This window comes from Amycolatopsis sp. NPDC059657, from assembly GCF_042734395.1.
Taxonomy (GTDB): Bacteria; Actinomycetota; Actinomycetes; order Mycobacteriales; family Pseudonocardiaceae; genus Amycolatopsis.
Genome location: NZ_JBHWEB010000007.1, coordinates 75,618 through 99,797, shown reverse-complemented (window position 1 = coordinate 99,797; position 24,180 = coordinate 75,618). Strand labels below are relative to the sequence as shown.

The 24,180-nt window shown below is 68.8% G+C and carries 25 protein-coding genes; 17 read left to right on the top strand and 8 right to left on the bottom strand.

Annotation, left to right across the window (positions count from 1 at the left end; translation table 11 throughout):
* The first annotated feature begins 400 nt into the window (after positions 1 to 400).
* The 4 genes from ACFV15_RS06180 (at position 401) to ACFV15_RS06165 (ending at position 3,721) form a co-directional block, all read left to right on the top strand.
* A complete protein-coding gene (locus ACFV15_RS06180) occupies positions 401 to 670 on the top strand; it encodes a hypothetical protein (protein ID WP_378349056.1) in 270 nt (89 codons plus the stop codon).
* Between the two features lie 128 nt (positions 671 to 798).
* Positions 799 to 1,608, top strand: a complete 810-nt coding sequence (locus ACFV15_RS06175) for a BTAD domain-containing putative transcriptional regulator (protein ID WP_378349055.1) — start codon at positions 799 to 801, stop codon at positions 1,606 to 1,608.
* A gap of 80 nt (positions 1,609 to 1,688) precedes the next feature.
* Complete coding sequence (locus ACFV15_RS06170) at positions 1,689 to 2,201, top strand: PH domain-containing protein (RefSeq protein ID WP_378349054.1); 513 nt, start codon at positions 1,689 to 1,691, stop codon at positions 2,199 to 2,201.
* Entirely contained in the window at positions 2,198 to 3,721 is a 1,524-nt protein-coding gene (locus ACFV15_RS06165) for a PH domain-containing protein (protein ID WP_378349053.1), read from the top strand. Before ACFV15_RS06170 ends, ACFV15_RS06165 begins: the two co-directional genes overlap by 4 nt.
* On the opposite strand, the gene ACFV15_RS06160 is transcribed toward ACFV15_RS06165, so the two are convergent.
* Positions 3,701 to 4,243, bottom strand: a complete 543-nt coding sequence (locus ACFV15_RS06160; protein WP_378349052.1) for a DUF305 domain-containing protein — start codon at positions 4,241 to 4,243, stop codon at positions 3,701 to 3,703. The genes ACFV15_RS06165 and ACFV15_RS06160 overlap by 21 nt on opposite strands.
* Positions 4,240 to 4,986, bottom strand: coding sequence for a lytic polysaccharide monooxygenase (locus tag ACFV15_RS06155; RefSeq protein ID WP_378349051.1), 747 nt, complete (start codon positions 4,984 to 4,986; stop codon positions 4,240 to 4,242). The genes ACFV15_RS06160 and ACFV15_RS06155 overlap by 4 nt, the downstream gene beginning before the upstream one ends.
* Before the next feature lie 329 nt (positions 4,987 to 5,315).
* Between ACFV15_RS06155 and ACFV15_RS06150 the strand changes: the two genes are divergently transcribed.
* From ACFV15_RS06150 to ACFV15_RS06140, 3 genes are all read left to right on the top strand, one after another.
* Entirely contained in the window at positions 5,316 to 5,921 is a 606-nt protein-coding gene (locus ACFV15_RS06150; protein WP_378349050.1) for a TetR/AcrR family transcriptional regulator C-terminal domain-containing protein, read from the top strand.
* Between the two features lie 348 nt (positions 5,922 to 6,269).
* Entirely contained in the window at positions 6,270 to 7,556 is a 1,287-nt protein-coding gene (locus ACFV15_RS06145; RefSeq protein WP_378349049.1) for a PucR family transcriptional regulator, read from the top strand.
* A gap of 191 nt (positions 7,557 to 7,747) precedes the next feature.
* Positions 7,748 to 7,879, top strand: a complete 132-nt coding sequence (locus ACFV15_RS06140) for a hypothetical protein (protein WP_378349048.1) — start codon at positions 7,748 to 7,750, stop codon at positions 7,877 to 7,879.
* Here the strand turns inward: ACFV15_RS06140 and ACFV15_RS06135 are convergent.
* Positions 7,867 to 8,649 (bottom strand): IclR family transcriptional regulator, encoded by a 783-nt coding sequence (locus ACFV15_RS06135; protein WP_378349047.1) that lies wholly within the window; start codon positions 8,647 to 8,649, stop codon positions 7,867 to 7,869. The genes ACFV15_RS06140 and ACFV15_RS06135 overlap by 13 nt on opposite strands.
* Before the next feature lie 173 nt (positions 8,650 to 8,822).
* Here ACFV15_RS06135 and hutH point away from each other — a divergent pair, with 173 nt between their 5' ends.
* From hutH to ACFV15_RS06100, 7 genes are all read left to right on the top strand, one after another.
* The gene (hutH, locus tag ACFV15_RS06130; protein WP_378349046.1) at positions 8,823 to 10,349 is read left to right on the top strand and encodes a histidine ammonia-lyase; all 1,527 of its coding nucleotides are present in this window, start codon (positions 8,823 to 8,825) and stop codon (positions 10,347 to 10,349) included.
* Positions 10,349 to 12,010: a urocanate hydratase gene (gene hutU, locus ACFV15_RS06125; protein ID WP_378349045.1), complete on the top strand. Its 1,662-nt coding sequence runs from the start codon at positions 10,349 to 10,351 to the stop codon at positions 12,008 to 12,010. The genes hutH and hutU overlap by 1 nt, the downstream gene beginning before the upstream one ends.
* A complete protein-coding gene (locus ACFV15_RS06120) occupies positions 12,007 to 13,206 on the top strand; it encodes an allantoate amidohydrolase (RefSeq protein ID WP_378349044.1) in 1,200 nt (399 codons plus the stop codon). Before hutU ends, ACFV15_RS06120 begins: the two co-directional genes overlap by 4 nt.
* Positions 13,203 to 14,501, top strand: coding sequence for a formimidoylglutamate deiminase (locus ACFV15_RS06115; RefSeq protein WP_378349043.1), 1,299 nt, complete (start codon positions 13,203 to 13,205; stop codon positions 14,499 to 14,501). The genes ACFV15_RS06120 and ACFV15_RS06115 overlap by 4 nt, the downstream gene beginning before the upstream one ends.
* Positions 14,486 to 15,631 (top strand): imidazolonepropionase, encoded by a 1,146-nt coding sequence (gene hutI / locus ACFV15_RS06110; protein WP_378349042.1) that lies wholly within the window; start codon positions 14,486 to 14,488, stop codon positions 15,629 to 15,631. The genes ACFV15_RS06115 and hutI overlap by 16 nt, the downstream gene beginning before the upstream one ends.
* A gap of 86 nt (positions 15,632 to 15,717) precedes the next feature.
* Entirely contained in the window at positions 15,718 to 16,845 is a 1,128-nt protein-coding gene (locus ACFV15_RS06105; RefSeq protein ID WP_378349041.1) for an anion permease, read from the top strand.
* Entirely contained in the window at positions 16,842 to 17,063 is a 222-nt protein-coding gene (locus tag ACFV15_RS06100) for a hypothetical protein (protein ID WP_378349040.1), read from the top strand. Before ACFV15_RS06105 ends, ACFV15_RS06100 begins: the two co-directional genes overlap by 4 nt.
* On the opposite strand, the gene ACFV15_RS06095 is transcribed toward ACFV15_RS06100, so the two are convergent.
* Together ACFV15_RS06095 and ACFV15_RS06090 are read right to left on the bottom strand one after the other, a co-directional pair.
* Positions 17,053 to 17,715, bottom strand: a complete 663-nt coding sequence (locus tag ACFV15_RS06095; protein ID WP_378349039.1) for a hypothetical protein — start codon at positions 17,713 to 17,715, stop codon at positions 17,053 to 17,055. The two genes, ACFV15_RS06100 and ACFV15_RS06095, sit on opposite strands and share 11 nt — an antisense overlap.
* Positions 17,712 to 17,921, bottom strand: coding sequence for a hypothetical protein (locus ACFV15_RS06090; RefSeq protein ID WP_378349038.1), 210 nt, complete (start codon positions 17,919 to 17,921; stop codon positions 17,712 to 17,714). The genes ACFV15_RS06095 and ACFV15_RS06090 overlap by 4 nt, the downstream gene beginning before the upstream one ends.
* A 30-nt stretch (positions 17,922 to 17,951) precedes the next feature.
* On the opposite strand from ACFV15_RS06090, the gene ACFV15_RS06085 reads away from it, so the two are divergent.
* Genes ACFV15_RS06085 through ACFV15_RS06075 form a run of 3 tightly spaced genes read left to right on the top strand, consistent with a single transcriptional unit; the run spans position 17,952 to position 20,889 of the window.
* The gene (locus ACFV15_RS06085; protein ID WP_378349037.1) at positions 17,952 to 18,656 is read left to right on the top strand and encodes a dienelactone hydrolase family protein; all 705 of its coding nucleotides are present in this window, start codon (positions 17,952 to 17,954) and stop codon (positions 18,654 to 18,656) included.
* A gap of 54 nt (positions 18,657 to 18,710) precedes the next feature.
* On the top strand, positions 18,711 to 20,261 hold the full coding sequence (locus ACFV15_RS06080) for a sensor histidine kinase (protein WP_378349036.1): 1,551 nt from the start codon (positions 18,711 to 18,713) through the stop codon (positions 20,259 to 20,261).
* On the top strand, positions 20,239 to 20,889 hold the full coding sequence (locus ACFV15_RS06075; RefSeq protein ID WP_378349035.1) for a response regulator: 651 nt from the start codon (positions 20,239 to 20,241) through the stop codon (positions 20,887 to 20,889). Before ACFV15_RS06080 ends, ACFV15_RS06075 begins: the two co-directional genes overlap by 23 nt.
* Positions 20,890 to 21,166: 277 nt before the next feature.
* Here the strand turns inward: ACFV15_RS06075 and ACFV15_RS06070 are convergent, their stop codons facing one another.
* Genes ACFV15_RS06070 through ACFV15_RS06060 form a run of 3 tightly spaced genes read right to left on the bottom strand, consistent with a single transcriptional unit; the run spans position 21,167 to position 23,861 of the window.
* Entirely contained in the window at positions 21,167 to 21,928 is a 762-nt protein-coding gene (locus ACFV15_RS06070; RefSeq protein WP_378349034.1) for an ABC transporter permease, read from the bottom strand.
* Positions 21,925 to 22,950, bottom strand: coding sequence for an alpha/beta hydrolase family protein (locus ACFV15_RS06065; protein ID WP_378349033.1), 1,026 nt, complete (start codon positions 22,948 to 22,950; stop codon positions 21,925 to 21,927). The genes ACFV15_RS06070 and ACFV15_RS06065 overlap by 4 nt, the downstream gene beginning before the upstream one ends.
* On the bottom strand, positions 22,947 to 23,861 hold the full coding sequence (locus tag ACFV15_RS06060; protein WP_378349032.1) for an ATP-binding cassette domain-containing protein: 915 nt from the start codon (positions 23,859 to 23,861) through the stop codon (positions 22,947 to 22,949). The genes ACFV15_RS06065 and ACFV15_RS06060 overlap by 4 nt, the downstream gene beginning before the upstream one ends.
* Positions 23,862 to 24,180 lie beyond the last annotated feature (319 nt).

Below are 24,180 nucleotides of genomic sequence, written 5' to 3'. Positions count from 1 at the left end.
CTGAGCACACGTTCCCCCAAAGAACCCCAGTCGCGTTCCCCCTCGCGAAGCCGAACAGTACACCAGTACCGGTTAATCAGTAACCAAGTGTGATCCGTTCCCCGGCCGGCTATTGGGAAATTTGTCCGGTTTCGGTTTTGGCCGTGGTTGGCAGCAAGCTGCGCTGCCACTTGGTGCCAGTCCTTTCCCCTTTCGGGACCGGCTGATCGTCGGGCAGTGTTCGTGGTGTCGGAAACAGGCAAACGACGATCTGGGGGCAGATCAATGACTTCACTCGAATACCGCGAACCGGTCGCCATGAGCATGACCTGCGGAGACGGATTCGACTGGGATGTCAAATGTTCGTGAAGGGCGAAGCCGATGATTCATTCATCGGGATTTCGATCGGTCGCCCGTGTACATGACAGAGGTGGTCCTGATCGCCACGGCGGCGGCGCCGCGCCAGCTGCTGGAGGCGCCGCTCGTGGCCGGTCTCCTGCGGGAACTGGCCGGTCAGGACTCGGGGTTCGAGCACGTCAGGGCCTCTTCCGGGGCGCGGCGGGTCGAGCTGGTGTTCTTCAGTGTCGCGGCGGACGCCGAGGCGGCGGCCGAGTCGGCGACCCGGCTCTGCGCGCGGCTCACGGAGACCGCCCCGCAGCTGCGCGGCTGGCTGCCTGCGCCGTTCGAGTGAAATACGGCGAACCGGGCGACGCCGCCTTCCATTCCACTTTAGTCGAGTCCGCTTTCGCGATTAATCAGCCGACTGGGTTGATCGCGGGTAAGCGCTACCACCACGCATGAACTTCTGGAGGAATTCCCGTGGACATCAAGCTCTTGGGACCGCTGAGCGCGCTGTGTGAGAACACGTCCATAGTGCCGAATGCGAGCAAGCCCCGGCAGATACTGGCGTTGTTGGCGATAAACGCCAATCAGGTCCTTTCCGTGCCGAGGCTGATGGAGGAGATCTGGGGTGAGGACCCGCCGCGCAGCGCGCTCACCACGCTGCAGACCTACATACTGCAGCTGCGGCGGCTGTTCACCGCGGCGCTCGGGCCGGATTCGCCGGTCGGTGCCAAGGACATTCTGGTCACCCGGCACGGTGGCTACCTGCTGAACCTGCCGCCAGGCTCGGTCGACACCGCCGAATACGAACGGCTGGCCGCTTCCGGCCAGCGTGAGTACGCGCTCGGCCGCGACGAGGCCGCCTCGGAGCTCTTCCGGGCGGCACTGGAACTCTGGCGGGGCCCGGCACTGGTCGACGTGCGGGTCGGCCCGGCGCTCGCGCTGGAACTGGTGCGGCTGGAGGAAAGCAGGCTTTCCGTGCTGGAGCGGCGGATCGACGCCGACCTGCGCCTGGGCCGTCATCAGCAGCTCGTCGTCGAGCTGACCACACTGATCGGCCGCCACCCGCTGCACGAGAACCTCCACGCGCAGTGCATGACCGCGCTGTACCGCGTCGGGCGGCAGTCGCAGGCGCTGCAGGTCTACCGGGATCTGCGTGCCCGGCTCGCCGACGAGCTGGGGCTGGAGCCGTCGGCGCTGGTCCGCGACCTGCACCAGGCGATCCTCTCGGCCGACCCGGTACTCGGCTGGTCCGGCGAAACCGGCAGGCTCGTCAGGGTCGCCTAGCCTGCGTCGTCTCGGGGCACACAACGAGGTGTGGCCCCGTTCGCCGCCGTCAGCGTCTCGAACGCTGTTAGGGTGGCGCCATGAGCGAGTCAGTGGCCGGGGGCGCGGTCGAGCTGCGGGTGCCCCGCAACCGGGTCAGCCCGAAGGCGAAGCTGTACTGGGCCTGCCGTGCCGCGTTCAGCTGGGTCTTCGTGTTCGGCGCACAGGTCGTCTGGTTGCTGGCCGACGACGAAGGCGGCGGCACCCCGCACGCGATCGTCGCGCTGGTCTCGGCGGTGCTCGCGATCGCGCACGTCATCGTCATGCCGCGGTGGCGTTTCGCCGTGCACCGCTGGGAAATCACGCCCGACGCCGTCTACACCCGGTCCGGCTGGCTCGACCAGGAATGGCGGATCGCGCCGGTCTCGCGCATCCAGACCGTCGACAGCGAACGCGGTGTGCTGGAGCGGATGTTCGGGCTGGCGAACCTGACCGTCACCACCGCGTCCTCGGCGGGCCCGATCAAGATCCACGGACTCGACCACGAGACCGCGCAGCGCGCGGCCGAAGAACTCACCGGCAACGCCGTCGCGTCCGAGGGAGACGCGACGTGACGTCGCCGTGGGCGCCGCCGGAAGCGGCGGCCGAGGTCGAAACGGACTGGCGCAAGCTCAGCCCGAAGATGCTGCTCGTCCACCCGCTCAACGAGGTCGTGCGCGCGCTGCCCGGTCTGCTCGTGATCCTCGTGGTCGGCGCGTCGACCGGGCGTGGCCCGTGGTGGACGCTGTTCGGCGTCGGGCTGCTCGTGGTGCTCGGCGTGCTGCGCTGGTTCACCACCACGTACCGGGTCACGCCTCGGCAGGTCCAGATCCGGAAAGGCTTGCTGCGCAAGCAAGTGCTGACCGTGTCGACCGACAGGGTGCGCACAGTGGACATCGACGCGCAGGCGCTGCACCGGGTGCTCGGGCTGGCCGCGGTCACCGTCGGCACCGGGCGGTCCGACAAGGGACACGAGGGCATCAAGCTCGACGCGCTGACCGCCGAGGAGGCCCAGCGGCTGCGGGACGAGCTGCTGCACCGCAGTCCGGTCACGGCCGAGACCGACGACCCGAAGCCTAGGGAAACCCCGCTGGCCGCGCTCGATCCGAAGTGGATCCGGTTCGGGCCGTTCACGTTGTCCGGGCTGGTGACGGTCGGTGTCATCGGCGCCGCGCTCTCGCGGGTGCTGTCCGAGGCGCAGGGCGACCTCGACCGGTTCGGGCCGCTGCGGGTGATCTTCCGGCACCTGGAGAACGCGCCGCTCGCCCAGGACATCGCCGAGATCATCGGCGTGCTCGCCGTCGTGGTGGTCGTCGCGTCGACGGCCGGGTATGTGCTGGCGTACTGGAACTTCCGGCTCAGCAGGCATCAGAGCGGCACGCTGCACATCTCGCGCGGGCTGATCAACAAGCGCTCCACCACCATCGAGGAGCGGCGGTTGCGTGGCGTCGAAGTCAGCGAACCGTTGCTGCTGCGGCTGGTTCGCGGCGCGAAGCTGCTGGCGATCACCACCGGGCTGCGCGTCGGCCACGGCGCCGAACGCGGTGGCACGGTGCTGTTGCCGCCGGCGCCGCGCGAGGAAGCCGGTCGGGTCGCGGCGCTCGTCGGCGCGCCGGAGCCGCTCAGCGCGGACCTCGTCCAGCACGGCCCGCGAGCTCGCCGTCGCCGGTATACCAGGGCTTTCGTCGGCGCCGCCGTGGTGATCGGGCTCGTTTTCCTGTTGTGGGCAATGGATGTCGTGACGCTCGGGGTCGCCTTGAGTTCGCTGGCCGTGGTGCCGGTCGCGGCCGCGCTGGCGTTCGACCGCTACCGCAATCTCGGGCACGCGGTCGTCGGCTCGGCCTTGGTCAGCAGGCACGGCTCGCTCGTACGGCGGCGCGTGGTGCTGTCCCGCGACGGCATCGTCGGCTGGAACCTGCGCCGGTCGTTCTTCCAGCGCAGGGCCGGGCTGGCGACGCTGACCGCGACCACGGCCGCCGGGAACCAGCACTATTCGGTGCCCGACGTCGAAACCGCGGAGGCACTGCGTGTCGCCGGCGAACTGCTGCCGTTGATCGACCAGTTCCTGGTGCCCTCAGCCGAGAAAACCCAGTAGCTGCTTGATCTCCCCGGTGCGTGACTGGATGATCCGGTTCGCCAGGTCCTTGGTCTTGAAGGCGGCGCCGCCCGCCGCTTCGGTCTGCGCGAGTTCGACCGCGTTGTGCTGATGCGCGGTGAGGATGTTGACGAACAGCTTCTCGAACTCCTCCGGCTTGGCCGCCTTCAGCTCGGCGACCTCGTCCGGCGGGGTCAGCCGGGTGCCGCCGTGGTGGGCGTGCGCGTCCGGCGCCGCGTCGGCGGTCGGCGGCTGCCCCCAGCCCGCGAGCCAGGCCTTCATGTCCGCGACCTCGTTGACCTGGGTCACGTCGATGGCGTTCGCGAGCACCTGAATTTCGGGGCGCAGCTTGTGCTCCTTGGCCATTCGCGCGATGTCGATGCCCTGCTGGTGATGCGGGATCATCATCTGCAGGAACATCACGTCGGTCGGGTTGAACTCGGCCGCGGGCGCGGCGGGGCCGCCGGACCCGCACCCGGCGAGGGTGAGGAGTCCGGCGGCCAGCGCGAGGCGGAGTTTCACTGCTTCTGCCACAGTGCGGGGACGTTGGGCGGTTCCCAGCCCTGCAGCGAGGTGTGCGCGGTAATGCACTTGTAGGTCGCGCCGCCATAAGTGACCGTCTGGCCGACCGAGTAAGCCGTATTCACCTTCCAGGTCCCGCCGGCAGGCGGCTGAGAGGTCGTCGGGGTGGTCGGCGGATTGCTGGTCGTGGTCGGCGGTGTCGTGGGGGTTGTCGGGTTTCCGCCACCCCCGATCTGCAAATCGACACACGAATAGAACGCGTTGGCGGTGTCGGCGATGTTCCAGCGGGCCAGCAGTTTCTGGCGGCCGGAGAAACCGCTCAGATTGACGGCGTGGGTCTTGGTGGCTCCCGGCTGGGCGCCGCCGTCGTTGAACGACGCGACCTTGGTGCCGCCGATGAAGTATTCCCAGGTGCTGGTGGCGTGACGCGCGGTCAGCGTCCAGGTGAAGTTGACGGTGCCGCTGACCGAAGTGGTCGGCCAGTTCCGGCTTTCGTCCGCGAGCTGCGCGAATTGCGCGAGACCGCCATTGCAGCTGGTCAGCCCCTTGGGGCCTTCCACGCTCTGTGGTTCGTAAATGATCGGGCCACAGTTCGAGACCTTGCCTTGCGCGCAGAAGGCCTGACGGCTCGGCGGTGACGAAACGTAGCCGTGCGCGCTGGCCGTTCCCATCGGGACGGTGATCACGACGATCGGGGCTAGTAATGCCCCAGCGGCGACGGCGAGTTTGCGCTTCAGGTTCATTGAAGGCTCCAAACGGCGGAACAACGGTGTTCGGCGAATAGGGGAGCGGCTCACTTGAATGTGGTCTAGACCATAAGTGTGGATGTCCGTTTGGTCAAGGAATTACCTACTGTCATCCGACCAAAGTCGCTGAACCGTTCCAGCCCACTGGACATGCTCTTGTCAGCTCGTTGCGGATAGTGCACCGGCCCGGATTATCGCCGGGTGGGAAACCCGTCTCGCAATTCCCGGTCCCATTTTCGAATTGTCCACAATGGACGACCGAACCCGGGTCGGCGGCCCGGTCCCGAACACTGTTAGATTGTGAACCGAGTTATGGGAGGTCCGTTATGGCCCTGGTTCGCGAAGAGGTCGTCAAGGCGGCGCTGCGGCTGCTCGACGACGTCGGGCTCGAGAACCTGTCGCTGCGCAAGCTCGCCAGGGAACTCGGCATCCAGGCGCCGACGCTGTACTGGCACTTCAAGAACAAGCAGGACCTGCTCGACGAGATGCACGCCGCGGCCATGGCTTCCGTCGACGGCCTCGAAGGCGCGCCCGGACCCGGCGCCGAGTGGGACGCCTGGCTCGCCTGGATGGCTCGGCGGATCCGCCGCGGCATGCTCGCCCATCGCGACGGCGCGTTGCTCGCGAGCGCGGCGAGGCCGATCGAGGAACGCTGGGAGTACGTGGAAGGCATCGTCGAGATGCTCGGCAAGGCGGGCTTCACGCCGAGTGCCGCGCTGCGCGGGATCGGGGTGCTCACCGACTTCGTGCTCGGCACCACGCTCGAAGAGCAGCAGGCGGCCAACCGCGTCGGCGCGCCGGTGCCGCCGGATCCGGAGAGGTTCCCGATGGCGCACGAGGCCGTGCTCGCCGCCGGTGACCACGACCGGCGCTTCGAGCACGGGCTGGCGCTCATCCTCGACGGGATGCGAGCGTCCACATCGGAGTTATGATCGACTTCGGATAGGCCAACCGGGTGCTGCTGACCGGGGGAGCGGACTCGGCTATTGGGGTGAAACAGGGAAAAGTCAGGCCGGGACTGCGGGTGATCGTCATCGTCGGCCGAAGCGCTCCGTGTGTGCCCGGATTCCCATCCTGGTCTGCGTAAACCCGGTTTTTGGTCGCGGCGACCAAGATTTTCCGCAAAGCCGTGCTGAGCGCACAGTGGAACCCGACTGTCACAGTGGGAGTGTGGTTGACGACGCGGTGTGATTGTCCGCGTCGTCGGCGCAGGTGAAGCGGGGGTCGCGGTGAGCGTGACGAACCTTACTTGGTGCGGCGGAGCGGCGTACGGTGAACCTGTGCGCGTTATTCGCAACGAGGCCGCCGACGGATCGGCGGAGGTTGCGGAGACGGTGACCGCGATCGCCTCCGCGATGAGCGTGAACCTGCCATCCATCGCCGAGGATCTGCGCGGCAGGTTGTCCGCCGAGATCGAGTACCTCGGCGGTGATGAGCGGTTGCTGCAAGCGCTTGCCGCCAGCGTCGAGGCCAACGTGGCCACTTTGCTTTACGTGCTGGGACATCGCACCGATGTCACGCGCGCGGAAACACCCGCCGCCGCCGTCGAGTACGCGCGGCGGCTGGCCCAGCGCGGCATCCCGGTCGACGCGCTCGTGCGGTGTTATCGCCTGGGGCAGGACAGTTTCCTGCGCTTGTGTCTCGAGGAACTCAAGCACCAGAGCGGCGAGGGAGCCGTGGTTTCCGCTGCGGCACAAGAACTTGTGGGCGTCACGTCGGCCTACATCGACCGCGCGACGCAGCGCGTGGTCGCGGAGTACGAGGACGAGCGCGACCGCTGGGCGCTGAACCAGGGCGCGGTCCGCGCGGCGCGGGTGCGTGATCTGGTCGAAGGCCGCAACCTCGACCTCGACGCGACCGAGAACGTGCTCGGCTACCGGCTCCGGCAGCAGCATCTCGGGCTGGTCCTGTGGGGCGACCGCGACGCCGCCAGCGAAAGCCTCCTGCCGACGCTGGAACGCGTGGTGCGCACGCTCGGCGAACGGCTCGGCTGCCTCATCCGCCCGCTGTTCGTGCCATGGGACGAACTGAGCGCGTGGGTCTGGCTGCCGCTCGGCCAGCGTGCCGGCTGGGACACCGACACCATGGCCGCGGCGGCCGACCTAGGCGACACCCCGGTGCGGGTCGCCGTCGGCGCCCCCGGCGGCGGGGTCCGCGGGTTCCGGCGGTCACACCAGCAAGCCATTCAGGCACAGGCAGTAGCCGTCGCGGGCCGCGCACCCGCGCCTTCGTTCACCGCATTCGGTGACGTCGGACCCGTCGCGCTGATGTGTTCAGACCTGGAAGCGACCCGGCATTGGGTCCAGGACGTGCTCGGTGATCTGGCGCTCGACGACGAGCCGCACGCGCGCCTCCGAGAGACCGTGCACGCCTTCCTTTCGTGCGGCGGGAGCTACGCCGCTGCGGCCGTCCAGCTGGGGATTCACAAGAATTCCGTGCAGTATCGGCTCCGCAAGGCCGAGGAGGTGCTGGGCTGGTCGATCCGCGACGACCGGCTCAATGTCGAGGTCGCGCTGAGTGCCTGCCGATGGCTGGGAAAGTCCGTTCTGCTCGCTGAGTTGGGCTAATCGTTTGATCTCGCTTTGGCACGACGTTAGGACATTCGGGTGGTCGAGTGTCATGCTGAAGTCCCGACCATGGCCCGCCGCGATCAGTGTCGCGGGCCGGAAGAAGGTGCTAGATGACCTGGGCTAGGCATTCCTCCCCGACGGAAGAGCAAGGCCTTCTCGCGGGAATCCGCGCTGAAGAACACGCACACATGTCAGTTCAGAACGGCCGCGCGGCCCGCACCGTGGCAGGGCATGCCTCGGATGCGATCGAGTGCGCGGAATTGCTCGCCATGCTGGGCCTCGAGGCCGCTGAAGGCCGTCGCGCGGCTCACGCGGGCTGACCGCCGATCCGGCGGGTCAGTTCCCGCGCGGTCTTCCCGACCTCCCCCGCGAGATCAGGCCATGTTTCGGCGCACCCTTCGGTAGCACAATGATGCCGGAGGGTGACGCTGATGGCCGCCAGCGGCCGCCCGCCGTGATCGAAGACGGGGCAGGCGACCGAAGCGAAACCCTCGGTGACATTGCCGTCCTCCACCGCCCACCCGAGCCTCCGCTCGGCGGTCAGCGTCCGGCGGAGCTCGGCAAGGCTCTTGGGGCCCCGCTCTGTCCGTAGCACGAAAGCGCCCACGGACGGAAAGAGCGCGCGCACATGCGGCGCTTCGAGATGCCGCAGTATCGCCCGCCCGGACGCGGTCAGCTGAGCCGGCAGCCGCACCCCGACCTCGGTGACCAGGGTCTCGGGCTTCACGGGACGTTCCTTGATGAGATACAGGGATTCGTTGCCGTGCAAGACGCCCAGGTGCGCGGTGTGCCCCACCTTGTCGACGAGCTTGCGCAGCAGCGGCCCGGCGAGCCGTTCCAGCGGATCATGCCTGAGATACGCCGACCCCAGCTCGAACGAAGCGATCCCCAAGCCGTACCTGCGCTCCGACGGCAGGTGCGCCACGAACCCGGCCTCGGCCAGCTCGGCGAGCAGGTGATAGGTCGTGGACCGCGGGATTCCCAGCTCGCGCGCGATGGTCGCGGCACTCACCGGGCCCGGCCTGCTGGCCAAGACCCCGAGTATCGCCAGCCCATGCCTCAACGCCGGGACATCGCTACTCCTGCCCATGCGCTCACCTCCTGTTACCCCCAATGTGGCATTCGTCAGGTTTTGGCCCGCCAATGCGGCTTTCGTCAGCCGAAACCTGACCAACGCCACATTGGGGGTACTGTCTGGGATACCAGACGGAAGACGCCTTCGGGTGATGTTCACCCGGGCAGGCCGGGTTGTCCAATAGGGGCATGCCGGAAAAAGTGTTACTGGGGTCGGAGCCGCTGAGTGCCGAGCAGGTGGTCGCGGTCGCGCGGGAGTACGCGCCGGTCGGGCTGACCGGGGCCGCCGAGGCCAGGCTCGCCGAGAAACGCCAGCACATCGAGGATCTCGCGCACGCCGTCACGCCGACGTACGGCGTCAGCACCGGGTTCGGCGCGCTCGCCACCCGGCACATCCCGCGTGAGAGCCGGACGGCGCTGCAGCGCAGCCTCATCCGCTCGCACGCCGCGGGCGCGGGCGCGCATGTCGAGACCGAGGTCGTCCGGGCGCTCATGCTGCTCAGGCTCCGGACACTCGCCAGCGGGTTCACCGGCGTGCGGCCCGGTACGGCCAACACCCTCGCCGCGCTGCTCAACGCCGGGATCACCCCGGTCGTGCACGAGTACGGCTCGCTCGGCTGCTCCGGTGACCTCGCGCCGCTCGCCGCCGTCGCGCTCGCGCTGATGGGGGAGGGCGAGGTCGAGTACAACGGCGATCTCGTCAACGCCGCCGACGCGCTGGAGCACGCGGGCATCGAGCCGGTCGTGCTCGCCGAGAAGGAGGGCCTCGCGCTCACCAACGGCACCGACGGCATGCTCGGCATGCTGCTGCTCGCCGCCGCGGATCTGCGCAAGCTCCTCGACATCGCCGACATCACCGCCGCCATGAGCGTCGAGGCGCTGCTGGGCACCGACCGCGCGTTCGCCGCCGATCTGCAGGCTCTGCGCCCGCATCCCGGCCAGGCCGAAAGCGCGGCCAGGATGTTCCAGGCGCTGCAGGGCTCCAAGATCGTCGAGAGCCACCGCGGACCCGACTGCAACCGCGTCCAGGACGCGTACAGCCTCCGCTGCAGCCCCCAGGTGCACGGTGGCGCGCGCGACAGCCTCGCGCACGCCGAACTCGTCGCGAGCCGCGAGCTGGCGTCCGCTGTGGACAATCCCGTCGTGCTGGAGGACGGCCGCGTCGAGTCCAACGGCAACTTCCACGGCGCGCCGGTCGCCTACGTGCTCGACTTCCTGGCGATCCCGCTCGCGGACGTCGCCAGCATCGCCGAGCGCCGCACCGACCGGATGCTCGACAAGACGCGGTCGCACGGCCTGCCGCCGTTCCTCGCGGCCGACCCCGGCGTCGACTCGGGGCACATGATCGCCCAGTACACCCAGGCCGCCGTGGTCAGCGAGCTCAAGCGGCTCGCCGTGCCGGCGTCGGTCGACTCGATCCCGAGCAGCGCGATGCAGGAGGACCACGTTTCGATGGGCTGGTCGAGCGCGCGCAAGCTGCGCAAGGCCGTCGACGGGCTGACCACCGTGCTCGCCATCGAACTGCTCACCGCCGCACGCGCGCTCGACATGCGCGCGCCGCTGGAGCCGTCGCCGGTCACCGGCCGGGTCCGGGATCTGTTGCGTACCAAGGTCGAAGGCCCTGGGCCCGACCGTCACCTGGCGCCGGAGATCGCCGCCGCCGAAGAGCTCGTCCGTTCCGGCGCCGTTCTCGCCGCCGCCCGTCTGGAGGTCTGATGACCAGCACCGCCCGTCCGGTCCGCGCCGCCCGCGGCACGCAGCTCACCGCCAAGAACTGGCAGACCGAAGCCGCGCTGCGCATGTTCCACAACAACCTCGATCCCGAGGTCGCCGAGCGCCCCGACGACCTGGTCGTCTACGGCGGCACCGGCAAGGCCGCCCGCAACTGGGCCAGCTTCGACGCCATCACCCGCGAGCTGACCGACCTCGAAGCCGACGAGACGCTGCTCGTCCAGTCCGGCAAGCCGGTCGGCGTGTTCCGCACGCACGAATGGGCGCCGCGCGTGCTCATCGCGAACTCCAACCTCGTCGGCGACTGGGCCACCTGGCCAGAGTTCCGCAGGCTGGAGCAGCAGGGCCTGACCATGTACGGCCAGATGACCGCGGGCTCGTGGATTTACATTGGCACGCAAGGAATCCTGCAGGGCACGTACGAGACCTTCGCCGCTGTCGCCAAGAAGCGCTTCGGCGGAACCCTCAAGGGCACGCTGACCGTCACCGCCGGCCTCGGCGGCATGGGCGGCGCCCAGCCACTGGCCGTCACCATGAACGACGGTGTCGCGCTCTGCATCGAGGTCGACCCGCAGCGCGCGCACCGCCGCGTCGAGACCCGGTACCTGGACGAGGTCGCCGACGACCTCGACGACGCCATCCGCCGCGTCGAAGCCGCGAAGAAGGAAAAGCGCGCCCTGTCCGTCGGTGTCGTCGGCAACGCCGCCGAGGTGCTGCCGGAGCTGCTGCGCCGCGGCGTCGAGGTCGACATCGTCACCGACCAGACCTCCGCGCACGACCCGCTTTCCTATCTCCCCAAGGGAATCAGCGTCGACGACTGGCACGACTACGCCGCCAAGAAGCCCGACGAGTTCACCGACCGCTCGCGCGAGTCGATGGCCGACCACGTCGACGCCATGCTCGGTTTCCTCGACAAGGGCGCCGAGGTCTTCGACTACGGCAACTCGATCCGCGGTGAGGCGAAGCTCGGCGGCTGCGAGCGCGCGTTCGACTTCCCCGGCTTCGTGCCCGCCTACATCCGCCCGCTGTTCTGCGAGGGCAACGGCCCGTTCCGCTGGGCGGCGCTGTCCGGTGACCCCGAGGACATCGCGGCCACCGACCGCGCGATGCTGGAACTGTTCCCGGAGAACGAATCACTCGCGCGCTGGATCCGGCTCGCCGGTGAACGCGTTGCCTTCCAAGGACTTCCGTCGCGTATCTGCTGGCTCGGCTACGGCGAGCGCCACCTCGCCGGCCTGCGGTTCAACGAGATGGTCGCCAGCGGCGAGCTCAAGGCCCCGGTCGTCATCGGCCGCGACCACCTCGACTCCGGCAGCGTCGCGTCGCCGTACCGCGAGACCGAGGGCATGGCGGACGGCTCCGACGCCATCGCCGACTGGCCGTTGCTGAACGCGCTGGTCAACACCTCGTCGGGCGCCAGCTGGGTGTCCATCCACCACGGCGGCGGCGTCGGCATGGGCCGCTCCATCCACGCGGGCCAGGTCAGCGTCGCCGACGGCACCGCGCTCGCCGCGCAGAAGCTCGAGCGGGTGCTCACCAACGACCCGGGCATGGGTGTCATCCGGCACGTCGACGCTGGCTACGAGCGGGCTTCCGACGTCGCCGGCGAGCGTGGCGTGAAGATCCCGATGAAGGACGCTGAGTGACCGCGACTTCGCTACTCGGCGAAATCGCCGACGTCGGCCGCGATCGCAAGCGCGGCGGGTACTCCCGTCACGCTTTCGATCAGGCCGAGGGTGAGCTGCGCGCCTGGTTCGCCGAGCGCGCGCAGCGCCTCTCGCTCGACGTCGAGACCGACCGCAACGGCAACATCTGGGCCTGGTGGGGCACACCCGGCCCGGACGCGGTCGTCACCGGCAGCCATCTCGACTCGGTGCCCGGCGGCGGTGCCTTCGACGGCCCGCTCGGTGTGGTCAGCGCGCTCGACGCGGTGGAGATCTTGCAGGCCAAGGGTTTCCGGCCGGGCAAGCCGTTCGCGGTCGTCGTGTTCGCCGAAGAAGAGGGTGGACGCTTCGGCGTCCCCTGCCTCGGTTCGCGGCTGCTGACCGGGACGATCGACGCCGACAAGGCGCGTGCGCTGAAGGACCCCGACGGCATCACGTTCGCCGAGGCTTCGGCCAAGGCCGGCCACGATCCCGAGCGGTTCGGCGCCGACCCCGAGGCGCTCGGCCGCATCGGCCGGTTCCTCGAGCTGCACGTCGAACAGGGTCGTGGCCTCATCGACCTCGGTTCACCGGTGGCGGTCGGAGACACGGTGATCGCGCACGGGCGTTGGCGATTTTCCTTTTCAGGACAGGGAAACCACGCCGGTGCGACGCTGATCGGCGACCGCCACGACCCGATGCTCCCCGCCGCCCAGGTGGTCGCCGCCGCCCGCCGTGTCGCGAAGGCGACCGGCGACGGACGCGCGACCGTCGGCCGTCTGGTGCTGACACCCGGCGGGACGAACGTCATCGCGTCCACTGTGGACCTCTGGCTCGACGCCCGTGTCCCCGGCGGTGACCGGACGCGTGCCTTGGTGGCTGAACTCAGTGCGCTGGCGAAGGAAGCGGCAGCCGAAGAGGGCTGTCTGGTCGAGATCTCCGAAGAGTCCTATTCGGACACAGTGACCTTCGACGCGAAGCTGCGCGACGACCTCGGTAAGTGGCTTGGCGGAGCGCCGGAACTGCCCACCGGCGCCGGGCACGACGCCGGGATCCTCGCCGGGTTCGTGCCCGCCGGGATGCTCTACGTGCGCAACCCGACCGGCGTGAGCCACGCGCCCGAGGAGTTCGCCGAGGCCGAGGACGTCGACCACGGCGCTCAGGCGCTGGCGACCGTTTTGGAGCACATGTCGACATGACGACACTGTGGTGTGAGTACGCGTGGCTCCCGGACGGGGTCGCGAGCGAAGTCCTGATCACGATCGAAGGCGACCGGTTCGACTCCGTGCTGCCCGGTCAGCCGCGCGAGGGCCATGTCCTCACCGGGCTGACCGTGCCCGGCATGGCGAACGGTCATTCCCATGCCTTCCACCGGGCGCTGCGCGGCCGCACCCACCACGAGCGCGGGACGTTCTGGACCTGGCGCGAGCGCATGTACTCGCTCGCCGCCAGGCTCGATCCCGACGCGTACTACCGGCTCGCCCGCGGCGTCTACGCGGAGATGGTGCTCGCCGGGTATACCAGCGTCGGCGAGTTCCACTATCTGCACCACGCGCCGGGCGGCACGCCGTACGGCAACCCGAACGCGATGGGCGCCGCGCTCGAACGCGCCGCGGCCGACGCCGGGATCCGGTTGACCCTGCTCGACACCTGCTACCTCGCGGGCGGCATCGGCGTCGCCCCCGACGAGGTCCAGCGGCGTTTTTCCGACGGCTCCGCCGAACGCTGGGCCGAACGGGTCAGCGCGCTGGAGGAGAACGACGGCTTCCGTGTCGGCGCGGCCATCCACTCGGTCCGTGCGGTCCCGGCCGACGAGATTTCGTTGGTACGCAAGCAGGACAGGCCGCTTCACGTGCACCTGTCCGAGCAGCGTGCCGAGAACGAGCAGTGCCTCGCGGCCTACGGCCTCACCCCGACCGGCCTGCTCGCCGAACACGGCGCGCTCGGCGAACGGCTCACCGCCGTCCACGCCACGCACCTCACCGAGAGCGACATCCGCCTGCTCGGGGACGCGCGTGCCCGCGCGTGCTTCTGCCCGACCACCGAGCGGGACCTCGGCGACGGCATCGGCCCTGCGCGCGCCCTGCTCGACGCGGGGGTCGGGCTCTGCCTGGGCAGCGACAGCAACGCCGTCGTCGACGCCTTCGAGGAGACACGGGCGCTGGAGCTCAACGAACGCCTGGCCAGCGAGTCACGCGGGCGGTTCAGCGTGGACGAGCTGATGGCCGCCGCGACCGACCACGCCGCCATCGGCTGGGACGAGGTCGGCGCGCTCGCCGCGGGCCACGGCGCCGATCTGGTGAATATCGATCTCGAATCGATCAGGACCGTGGGCACCGAACCTTCGGGTACGGTCTACGCGGCGTCTGGGGCTGATGTGCGCGACGTGCTCGCCCGAGGCCGCTGGGTCGTCCGCGACCGCGTGCACCTCACGGTCGAAGCACCGGAATCCGTGCTGGCGAAGGAGATCGACGCACTGTGGCAACACTCGTAACCGGGATCGGCGAACTCACCACCAACGACCCCGAGCTGGGGAAACTGACGAATGCCGCATTGGTGTTCTCGGGCGACCGGGTCGTCTGGGTGGGAGCGGCGCCCGACGCGCCTGCCGCCGACGAGCGCGTCGACGTCGACGGCCGCGCGGTGCTGCCCGGCTGGGTCGACAGCCACACGCACCTCGTCTTTGCCGGTGACCGGACCGCCGAGTTCGAGGCCAGGATGGCCGGGAAGCCGTACACGGCAGGCGGAATCGCCCTCACCGTCGGCGCCACGCGGGCCGCGTCCGACGAGGAGCTGGCCGCGAATCTGCGCCGCCACGTCGACGAGGCCGCTTATCAAGGCACCACCTGTCTGGAGACCAAGACCGGCTACGGGCTGAACGTCGAAGACGAGGCGCGGTCTGCCCGTATCGCCGCCGAGGTCGCCGATGAGGTGACCTTCCTCGGCGCGCATCTGGTGCCGCCCGGCGCGGACGCGGAATCCTATGTGGATCTCGTCTGCGGCGACATGCTCGACGCCGTCGTGGATCACGTCCGCTGGGCGGATGTGTTCTGCGAGACCGGCGCGTTCGACGAAGCCCAATCCTCGCGCGTTTTGAAGGCGGCACAGGAGCGCGGACTCGGTTTGCGCGTGCATGGAAATCAGCTCGGCGAGGGGCCGGGTGTCCGCCTCGCCGTCGAATTCGGCGCGGCCAGCGTCGACCATTGCACTTATTTGACAGATGGTGATGTCGACGCCTTGGCGGCTTCGGAAACGGTCGCGACCTTGTTGCCCGCGTGTGATTTGTCGACCAGGCAACCACTCGCGCCCGCTCGCCGGTTGCTCGACGCGGGCGTGACCGTGGCGTTGGCCAGCAACGCGAATCCGGGCAGTTCGTACACGACCTCGATGGCGTTTTGTGTGGCTACGGCCGTTTTGCAGATGCGCATGACCATCGACGAGGCCGTATGGTCAGCCACCGCGGGCGGCGCGGAGGCACTGCGCCGCGAGGACGTCGGCGTGCTCAGCGTGGGCGCGCGTGCCGATTTCCAGGTTTTGGAAGCGCCTTCCGTCACTCATCTGGCGTACCGTCCCGGGGTGCCGCTGACAAGGAATGTCTGGCGAAGGGGACAGCGAATTCGTTGAGCCGCAAGCGAATTCATCTCGTGTTCAGGAAGACGACACTCCGGCGGTATCGGGGCTGAGTCACCCGATCGGTAGCCTGGAACACTGTGGACTACTCGCTGATCGTCATCGTAGTCATCGTCGCGGCGCTGGCTTTCGACTTCACCAATGGCTTCCACGACACAGCGAACGCGATGGCCACGTCCATCGCGACCGGGGCGCTCAGACCAAAGGTCGCGGTCGGCCTTTCCGCCGTGCTCAACCTGGTCGGCGCGTTCCTCTCGATCGAGGTGGCGAAGACGATCTCGGGTGGCATCGTCGACGAGCTGAAGATCACCCCGGCGGTGATCTTCGCCGGTCTGGTCGGCGCCATCATCTGGAATCTGCTCACCTGGCTGGTCGGCCTGCCGTCGAGTTCGTCGCACGCGTTGTTCGGCGGGCTGATCGGCGCCACCTGGATCGCTGCCGGCGCCGACGCGATCCACTTCGCCAAGGTCGTCGAGAAGGTGCTCATCCCGGCGATCGCGTCGCCGCTCGTGGCCGGGCTGGTGGCGACCGTCGGCACGTTCGTGGTCTACCGGATCACCCAGCGCGCGCGGCAGGAAGTGGTCGGCAAGGCGTTCAAGAGCGGTCAGGTGCTTTCGGCCTCGCTGGTCTCGCTCGCACACGGAACCAACGACGCGCAGAAGACGATGGGCATCATCACGCTGACGCTGATCTCGTCCGGTTCGCTCGCGGCCGGGTCCAGCCCGCCGATCTGGGTGATACTCGCGGCGGGCGCGGCGATCGCGCTCGGCACCTACCTCGGTGGCTGGCGGATCATCCAGACCATGGGCCGCAAGCTCACGGAAATCCAGACGCCGCAAGGCTTCGCGGCGGAGGCGACGGCGGGCGCCGTGATCCTGGCGTCCTCGCACTTCGGCTTCGCGCTGTCCACCACGCACGTCTGCTCGGGCGGCATCATCGGCTCGGGCGTCGGGCGCAGGCTCGCGGAGGTCCGCTGGGGCGTCGCCGGCCGGATGGTGCTGGCCTGGCTGCTGACCTTGCCTGCCGCGGCCATCGTCGGCGCGGTGGCGGCCGCGATCGCCACCAAGGGCGATTGGGGCACGCTGCTGGTCGGCGTCGCCGGTGTCGGCATCGCCATCGCGATCTACCTGGTGTCCAAGCGCAATCCGGTCGATCCGAACTCGATCGCCGAGCAGCGGCCCGAACCGATCCCGGCAGGTGTGGCGTGACGATCAACTGGTCCGGATTGTTCGAGGTCTTCGCGATCTCGCTGGGCGCCGTGCTGGTGCTGACCACGCTGTTCTCGTTCGGCGTCCGAGGGCTGTCCAGCCACGCGGACGCGCGCGCCGAGGGCGGCTCCGGGACGGTCGCGCTGACCGCTTCGGTGGCGTGTTTCGCCGTGTGCGCGGCGATGGTGCTCTACGGGATTTACCTGATCATCGTTTGAGCTTGGCCAGGTTGGCCTCGCTGAGATGCTCCACGAGGTTCTCGAGCAGGTCCTCGTCGGCGTTCTCGGCGAGGCTTTCCAGCCGCACCGGCGGCAAGAGCCCGACGACATGGTCGATGCGGCTCTTGTCGTCGATGACGTAGGCGATCTCCAGCAGCGCGGGATCGTCGATGACGGTCAGGCAGGCCTTGACCGTGCCGTCGGGCAGATGCCCGACGAACCGGCCGACGGTGATCCAGTCTTCGCGCCCGACGAGCTCGGCGGCGACCTTGGCCACGGTCGACGGCGGGATGTCGGCGATGATCCGGCTGGCCCGGCGCGGGTCCAGCTCGACGGCGACGTCCGCGAGGAACCTCGGTGTCAGCCGCTTCGCGACGTCCACGCCGCGTGAGACGTCGACCAGCCCGGCGATCCGCGCGCAGAGCAGCGGGCCGAACACCTTCTCGCCGATCTTCGCGAGCACCGGCGCCGGGATGACCCTGGTGGCCATCGCCATCCGCTGGAGCACGGGCAGGTCGGCGTCGAACAGCACGTCGGTCACCTGTTCGCGCAGTTTCCGCAGGTCATCGGGGCCGACGTCGTTGAGGTATGCGAACCGGTCCGGCGAGTCCCCGAGCAGCCTCGCGAGCTTGAGAACCTCGGCCTCGCTCATAACCCGACCACTTTGCGCACCGCGCCGCGCAGCAGCGCCGGCACGTACTTGAGGCCTTCTTCGCCTGCCCTCGCGAGTGCTCTGGACTGCCGTTTCCTGGCGTCGTGCAGTGCTTGGGCGAGGTCGTCGCGTTGGGCAGGCTCGAGTGCTTCGATGCCCGCGGGTACCGCGCCGCCGAGTTGCTCGGCCAGAGGACGTGCCGCCATGGTCGATCATCATGCCTTAAGTTCGGAAATATGACCGTTGATAAGGCCACTGTCCGTGTCGGAGACCTCAGCGCTTACCTCGCCAGGCCTGGCGGCGGCTCGGTGTCGGGGATGCTGCTGCTGCCGATGATCACCGGGATCGGGCAGCAGCTGCGTGACTGGGCCGACGAGCTCGCCGAGCAGGGCGTGACCGCGCTGGTGTGGGACACCTGGCACGGGTCGAACGCCGACAACACGCCGCAGGAGAAGCTCTTCGAGCTGCTCGGCACGCAGGACGACGAGCAATGCCTGGGTGAACAGCGTGCCCTGCTCGACCATCTCTTCGGCGAACTCGGCTGTACCCGCGCCGGAGTGATCGGCTGGTGTCTCGGCGGCCGGTTCGCGCTGCTGCTCGGCGCGCGTGACGACCGGGTGTCGAACGTCGTCGCGTATCACCCGACCATCTACCCGGAGCTCCCGCCGCATCACGTGCTCGACGCCGTCGCCGAGGTTCCCGCGATCACCGCGCCCGCGATGGTGCTCTACCCGACGGCCGACGAGCTGGTGCCGCGTTCGGTCTATGTCCGCCTGCGCGACGCTTTGGAGTCGCGTCCGGCGGGCGCGACCATCGCGCACGTCTATCCCGAGGCCGAGCACGGGTTCAGCAACCGGAGCAGGCACGCGAACCCGGTCAACGCCTCGGCGTACGCGGTCTCGTGGCCGCAGGTGCTGGCGTTCGTCAAGGCCACGACGTGAAGACCTTACTTTCGTCCAGGGCGGCGGGAGACCGGAGCTTGTAGCGTCGGGATCGTGCGGGACTGGTGGAAACGACGGGGCGGGCTGGTGCTCGACGCACTGCTCTGGCTCGCGCTGAGCTGGCTGCTCTTCGTCGACAGCGTGCACGGCACCTCGCCGTGGGAGTTCGTCTTCGGCCTCGTGGTGATCACCGCCGCGGTGGCCGCGACCAGGCGTCATCCGGTCGTCTCGCTGGCCGCGGCCACCTCGTCCGGGGTCGCGATGGTGATCGACCACGGCGGCCGGGTGCCGATCTGGCCGGTGTTCGTCATGGTCGCGATGGCCTATTTCGCCGGACGGCGGATGCGCACGGCGAAACCGGCGCTGGTGATCTTCGTAGTCGTGTGTGTCCTTTGTGTACCGGTCGCGTACGTGGCAGGCACCAGAGGCCTCGACGGCTGGGCGATGATGCTGAGCGTCATCGGGTTCGCGGCGCTGTTCCCGTGGCAGCTCGGGCGCTACGTGCGGCTGCGCGACGAGATGGCGCGCAGCGGGTGGGAGCGCGCGGAGGAGATCGAGAGCCGCCAGCGGCTGGTCGCCGACCAGGCCAGGCTGCGTGAGCGGGCGCGGATCGCCGGTGACATGCACGATTCGCTGGGGCACGAGCTTTCGCTGATCGCGGTGCGTGCCGCCGCGCTCGAGGTCGCGGGCGGGCTGGGGGAGGAGCAGAGCCGGGCGGCCGGTGAGCTGCGTGAGAGCGCCGCTGTCGCGATGGATCGGCTGGGCCAGATCATCGGGGTACTGCGGGAGAACGACGAGCCTGCCGGGCACGAGACCATCCCTGAGCTGGTCGAGCGGTCGGTGGCCTCCGGCTTGGCGATCACGTCCACTGTGGACGATCTGAGTGCCGCGCCCGCGATGGTCGAGCGTGCGGCGTATCGCGTGGTGCAGGAGGCGCTGACGAACGTCGCGAAACACGCGCCGGGCGCCGCCGCCGTGGTCACGGTCACCGGTGGCGCGGACGAGACGACGGTGTCGGTGGTCAACGCGCCGCCGCCCGCCGGGCCACTGCCCGGCGCGGCGTCGGGCAGGCATGGGCTCGTCGGGTTGCGGGAGCGGGTCCGTGTCGTCGGCGGCACTTTCCGGGCGGAGCCGGTGAACGGCGGCTTCGCGGTGGAAGCGACGTTGCCGCATGCCGGGTCACCGGGGCCGGTCGAGGTCTCCGACGCCGCGCTCGGCCTCGAACGCGCTCGCCGTGAGGTGCGGCGCAGCCTGCTGCAGGCGGTGCTGGTGCCCGCGTCGTTGTTCCTGGGCGTCGGCGCGATCAGCGGGATCGCGTTCCTGTACGGCTGGTACGGCTCGGAGCTCGAACCGAAGGCCTACGACTCGTTCCGCATCGGCCAGCCACGCGCGGAGATCCAGCCGTTCTTCCCGAGCAGGGAACGCGTGGCCAGGCCGTATGCGGGCGAGCCGCCGATTCCGGCGGGCGCGGACTGTGTGTACTACGGCAACGGCCGAAGCCTGTTCACCGCGACCTATGAGGCATACCGGCTGTGCTTCACTGACGGCAAGCTCGTGTCCAAGGATGTTTTGAAGGAGCGCAGTGATCCGCGTAGTGCTGGCTGACGACGAACCGCTGATCCGCGCGGGCGTCGCCGCCATTTTGGGCAGTGACGAGCGGGTCGAGGTGGTCGCGGAGGTCTCCGACGGGCGCGCGGCCGTCGACGAGGTGCTGCGCACGCGGCCGGACGTCGCGCTGCTCGACATCCAGATGCCCAAGCTTGACGGTTTGGCGGCGGCCGAGGAAATCCGCCGCGTCCGCCCGGAGACAGGCGTGATCATGCTGACGACGTTCGGCGAGGACGCCTACATCGAGCGCGCGCTTTCGGTTGGCGCGTCTGGGTTTCTGCTCAAGTCCGGCGACCCGCGCGAGTTGCTCGCCGGCATCCGTGCGGTGGCCGATGGCGCGGCCTTCCTTTCGCCGAAGGTCGCGCAACGGGTCATCGCGCAGTTGTCCGGCGGCCGCTTGAGCCGGGGCGCCGCGGCCCGCTCGCAGGTCGCTTCGCTGACGCCGCGTGAGCGGGAAGTGCTGGCGTTGCTGGGTTCTGGACTGTCCAATGCGGACATCGCGGCCAAGCTCTTCCTGGTCGAAGGCACCGTCAAGGCTTACGTCAGCAGTATTTTAGGCCGCCTGGACGCGAAGAATCGAGTCCAGGCGGCCATCGTCGCTTATGAAGCAGGCCTAGTCGGTTAAGCCGCTTTGTCCCGTTCTATCGAGGGGTGAGCCAAATTCTCTTCGCGAGAGGCGGAATCTGGCCGCCCGATTTCCAGATTCCTCCTTTCGCTCCACGCGTGATCGTGGGCTCGGCTTGGGTGTGGGGGTCATGAGTGGTACGGCCGGTTCTAACCGGTGAAAACACTCACGACTTCTCTCTCGGCGGGCTCACCCGGGCCACGCGCGTGGCCCGGGTTGGGTGAGGGAGGCCCTCACTCAGCTGCCCTGGGGTGCGCCACATTTGGCTTTCCCCTCGTTAAGCGTCACGCTTACGAAGAAGCACGCTGCCCGCCGCGAGCGCGGCCACGCTCCAAGCCGCGCAGGACAGCACGCCGATCCAGGGCGGGTAGACCGTCGGACTGTGGATGATCGGGTTCAGCTCGCCCTTGGGCAGCATGCCGTTGACACCCGCGAAGCCGGGGAAGTAGTCGACCAGCGCGTTCGCTCCCAGCGCGCCGACGAGCATGGGCACCATCAGCAGCAGCACGATCACCGACACGATCGCGCCCGCCGTGGACCGCAACGCCGTGCCGATGCCCAGGCACAGCAACCCCAGCAGCGCGAAGTACGCCGCCATCCCGGCGATCGTCAGCACCACCTCGCCCGTCGTGATCGCGATCGCGTGGTCGCCCGCGAACAAGCCGCCGACGACCATGGCCAGCCCCGCGAGCACCGCTCCCAGCACGAACAGCACCGGCAGCAGCACGGCGGATTTGGCGAGTAGCAAACGATTGCGTACCGGCACCCACAGCAGCGACGAGCGGATGCTGCCGCTGGCGTACTCGCTGGTCACGAAGAGGGTCGCGATCGCGATCACCGGGAACTGCGCCATATAGAAGGCCCCGTTGATCGCGATCGTGCGCACCGAGCCCGTCTCGCCATCCCGTGCGATCACCAAGCCGCCCATCACGCTGTAAAAGGCCATCAGCACCGCCGACGCTGCCAGCGACCACCAGGTCGCCCGCACCGACCAGAACTTCGTCCACTCCGACGCGACCGCGTCACCCAGCTTGGTCATGCCCCCACCTTGTCTTCGAAGAAATCCGTCAGTTCGTCGCGGAAGAACCTCAGCCCCGCCGCCGGCTCGATCGAGCCGTACAACCTGCTCCACGTGGTCGCGGGCACCTTGTCCTTCAGCCCGGCCTGTGCGATCAGGTAGCCGGTGTCCGTCGAGGACGAGTGCCCGGTCTCGGGCAGGAACCGGCGTTCCTTCCAGCCGGTCAGCCGCGGCCAGTTCTCGTCCCAGCCCGCGCCGAACTCCTGCTCGCCGATCGGGCTGGTGAACAACGCGAACGGCCGGTCGAGCGCGACCGGGTGGTAGAACGGCCCGTCGAGGTCGACCGCGGCCTTGATCCGCCGGTCCGCCGCCATCGCGAGAGCCGCCGCCGCGCCACCGGCGGAGTGCCCGGCCATGCCGATCCGCGAACCGTCGATACGCGGGGAATGTTGCCCCAGCAACGAATCCAGCACGTATGACACGTCAGCCGCCCGGTTCTCGATCCCGGCAGGCCACGGCGTCCCCGGTGCACCGCAAGGCAGGCAGGTCAGCAACCGTCCACCCGGGAACTCGACGTTGAACGCCTCGTATGCGTGATCGATCGCTGCGACCACAAAGCCTTGCGAGGCCAGCTGCTCGGCGAGTGTGGTCATCGTGGTCCGGCTGTTGCCCGCGCCCGGCGAGAGCACGACCAGCGGCCACCCCCGCGCCGAGGGCAGCGCGGGCGCGTTCGCCCGTGAATGCGTGCGAAGCCGGTAGAGCGTGTCGTCCGGCAGCCCGTACGCCTTGACGGTCGCCGCGGACTCGGCGAGCGTCATGTACCGGCCGGGCTCGCCGACCGGGATCGCCGGGTACCACAGGGAAACCATCAGCGTGCGCCGTTCTTCGGGCTGCCAGTGATCGGCGCGGGCGGAGTCCGTCAACGCCATGGTCCGCAGGCCGATCGGGTAATGCCCGGCCGGCTTCAGCAGTGAAAGGGGAGCCGCCGAAGCCGGTGCGGCCAGCGTCAGCAGCAACGCGGCGACAAGCGCGAAGATCTTCATGCGGCCGCGCCGTATTCCACCGAGCTCGCGGTCAGCTCCATGTAGGCCTGCTCCAGCGATGCCGTGCGTTCGGCGAGCCCGTGCAGCCGCAAGCCGAGGTCGTACGCCAGATCCCCCACGTATCGGACGGACGTCTCGTGCGCCAGCAGTTCGTTTTCGGCACCCGATTCGAAGCGGATCCGGTCGGCGCGCAGGCGCGCGGCCAGCGTTTCCACGTCATCGCGCCGCGTCAGCCGCACCGAGACGACACTGCGTGAGTTGGCCGCGATGAACTCGTCGATCGGCGCGTCGGAGAGGAGTTTCCCTTTGCCGATCACGACGAGCCGGTCGGCGGTGAGCTGCATTTCGCTCATCAGATGACTCGACACGAACACCGTCCGCCCCTCCGCGGCCAGCGAGCGCATCAGCTGGCGCATCCACCGCACCCCGTCCGGGTCGAGCCCGTTCACCGGCTCGTCGAACATCAGCACCCCCGGATCACCCAGCAACGCGCCCGCGACTCCCAGGCGCTGGCCCATCCCGAGCGAGAACTGCCCTGCGCGCTTGCCCGCGACGTCGCTCAGTCCGACCGTCGCCAGCACTTCCTCGACCCTGCTCGCCGGAATTCCGTTGCTGCGCGCCATGGCCAGCAGATGCTTGCCCGCGCTCCGGCCGGGATGCAGTGCCTTGGCGTCGAGCAGCGCACCGACCTCGCGCAGCGGATACGCGAGCTCGGCGTACCGCTTGCCGCCGATGAGCGCGTGCCCCGCGGTCGGCTCGTCCAGCCCGACCACCATCCGCATGGTGGTGGACTTTCCCGCGCCGTTCGGCCCGAGGAACCCGGTGACCTTGCCCGGCTCCACCAGGAAACCCAAGCCGCCGACGACGGTCTTCTCCCCATAGCGTTTCGTCAAACCGCTCACTGTGATCATGCGGATCAGTGTCCTTCGCTGGTGTGGCACGGGACAGCGGACTTCGGGCAGGTCCCACCCCTTACTTTCGTCAGGGTCTCCCTTCCGCGGACTGCGGTAAACCACAATCTGTATTGCGGTTTACCGCAGTGTGGTGACGCGTCCGGGTTCGTAATCTCGGAGCATGTTCACAAATCCTTCCCGGATACCGCCGGGCACACTTCGCTTGTCCGTCAACGAAATCGGCACCGGGCGGTCGCCTCCCGTGCGCGATGTCCCGCTCACCGGCCCATGGTGCGGTGAATGCGTCAGGTCGCCGGTCCGCTGATCCGCGGGTGTT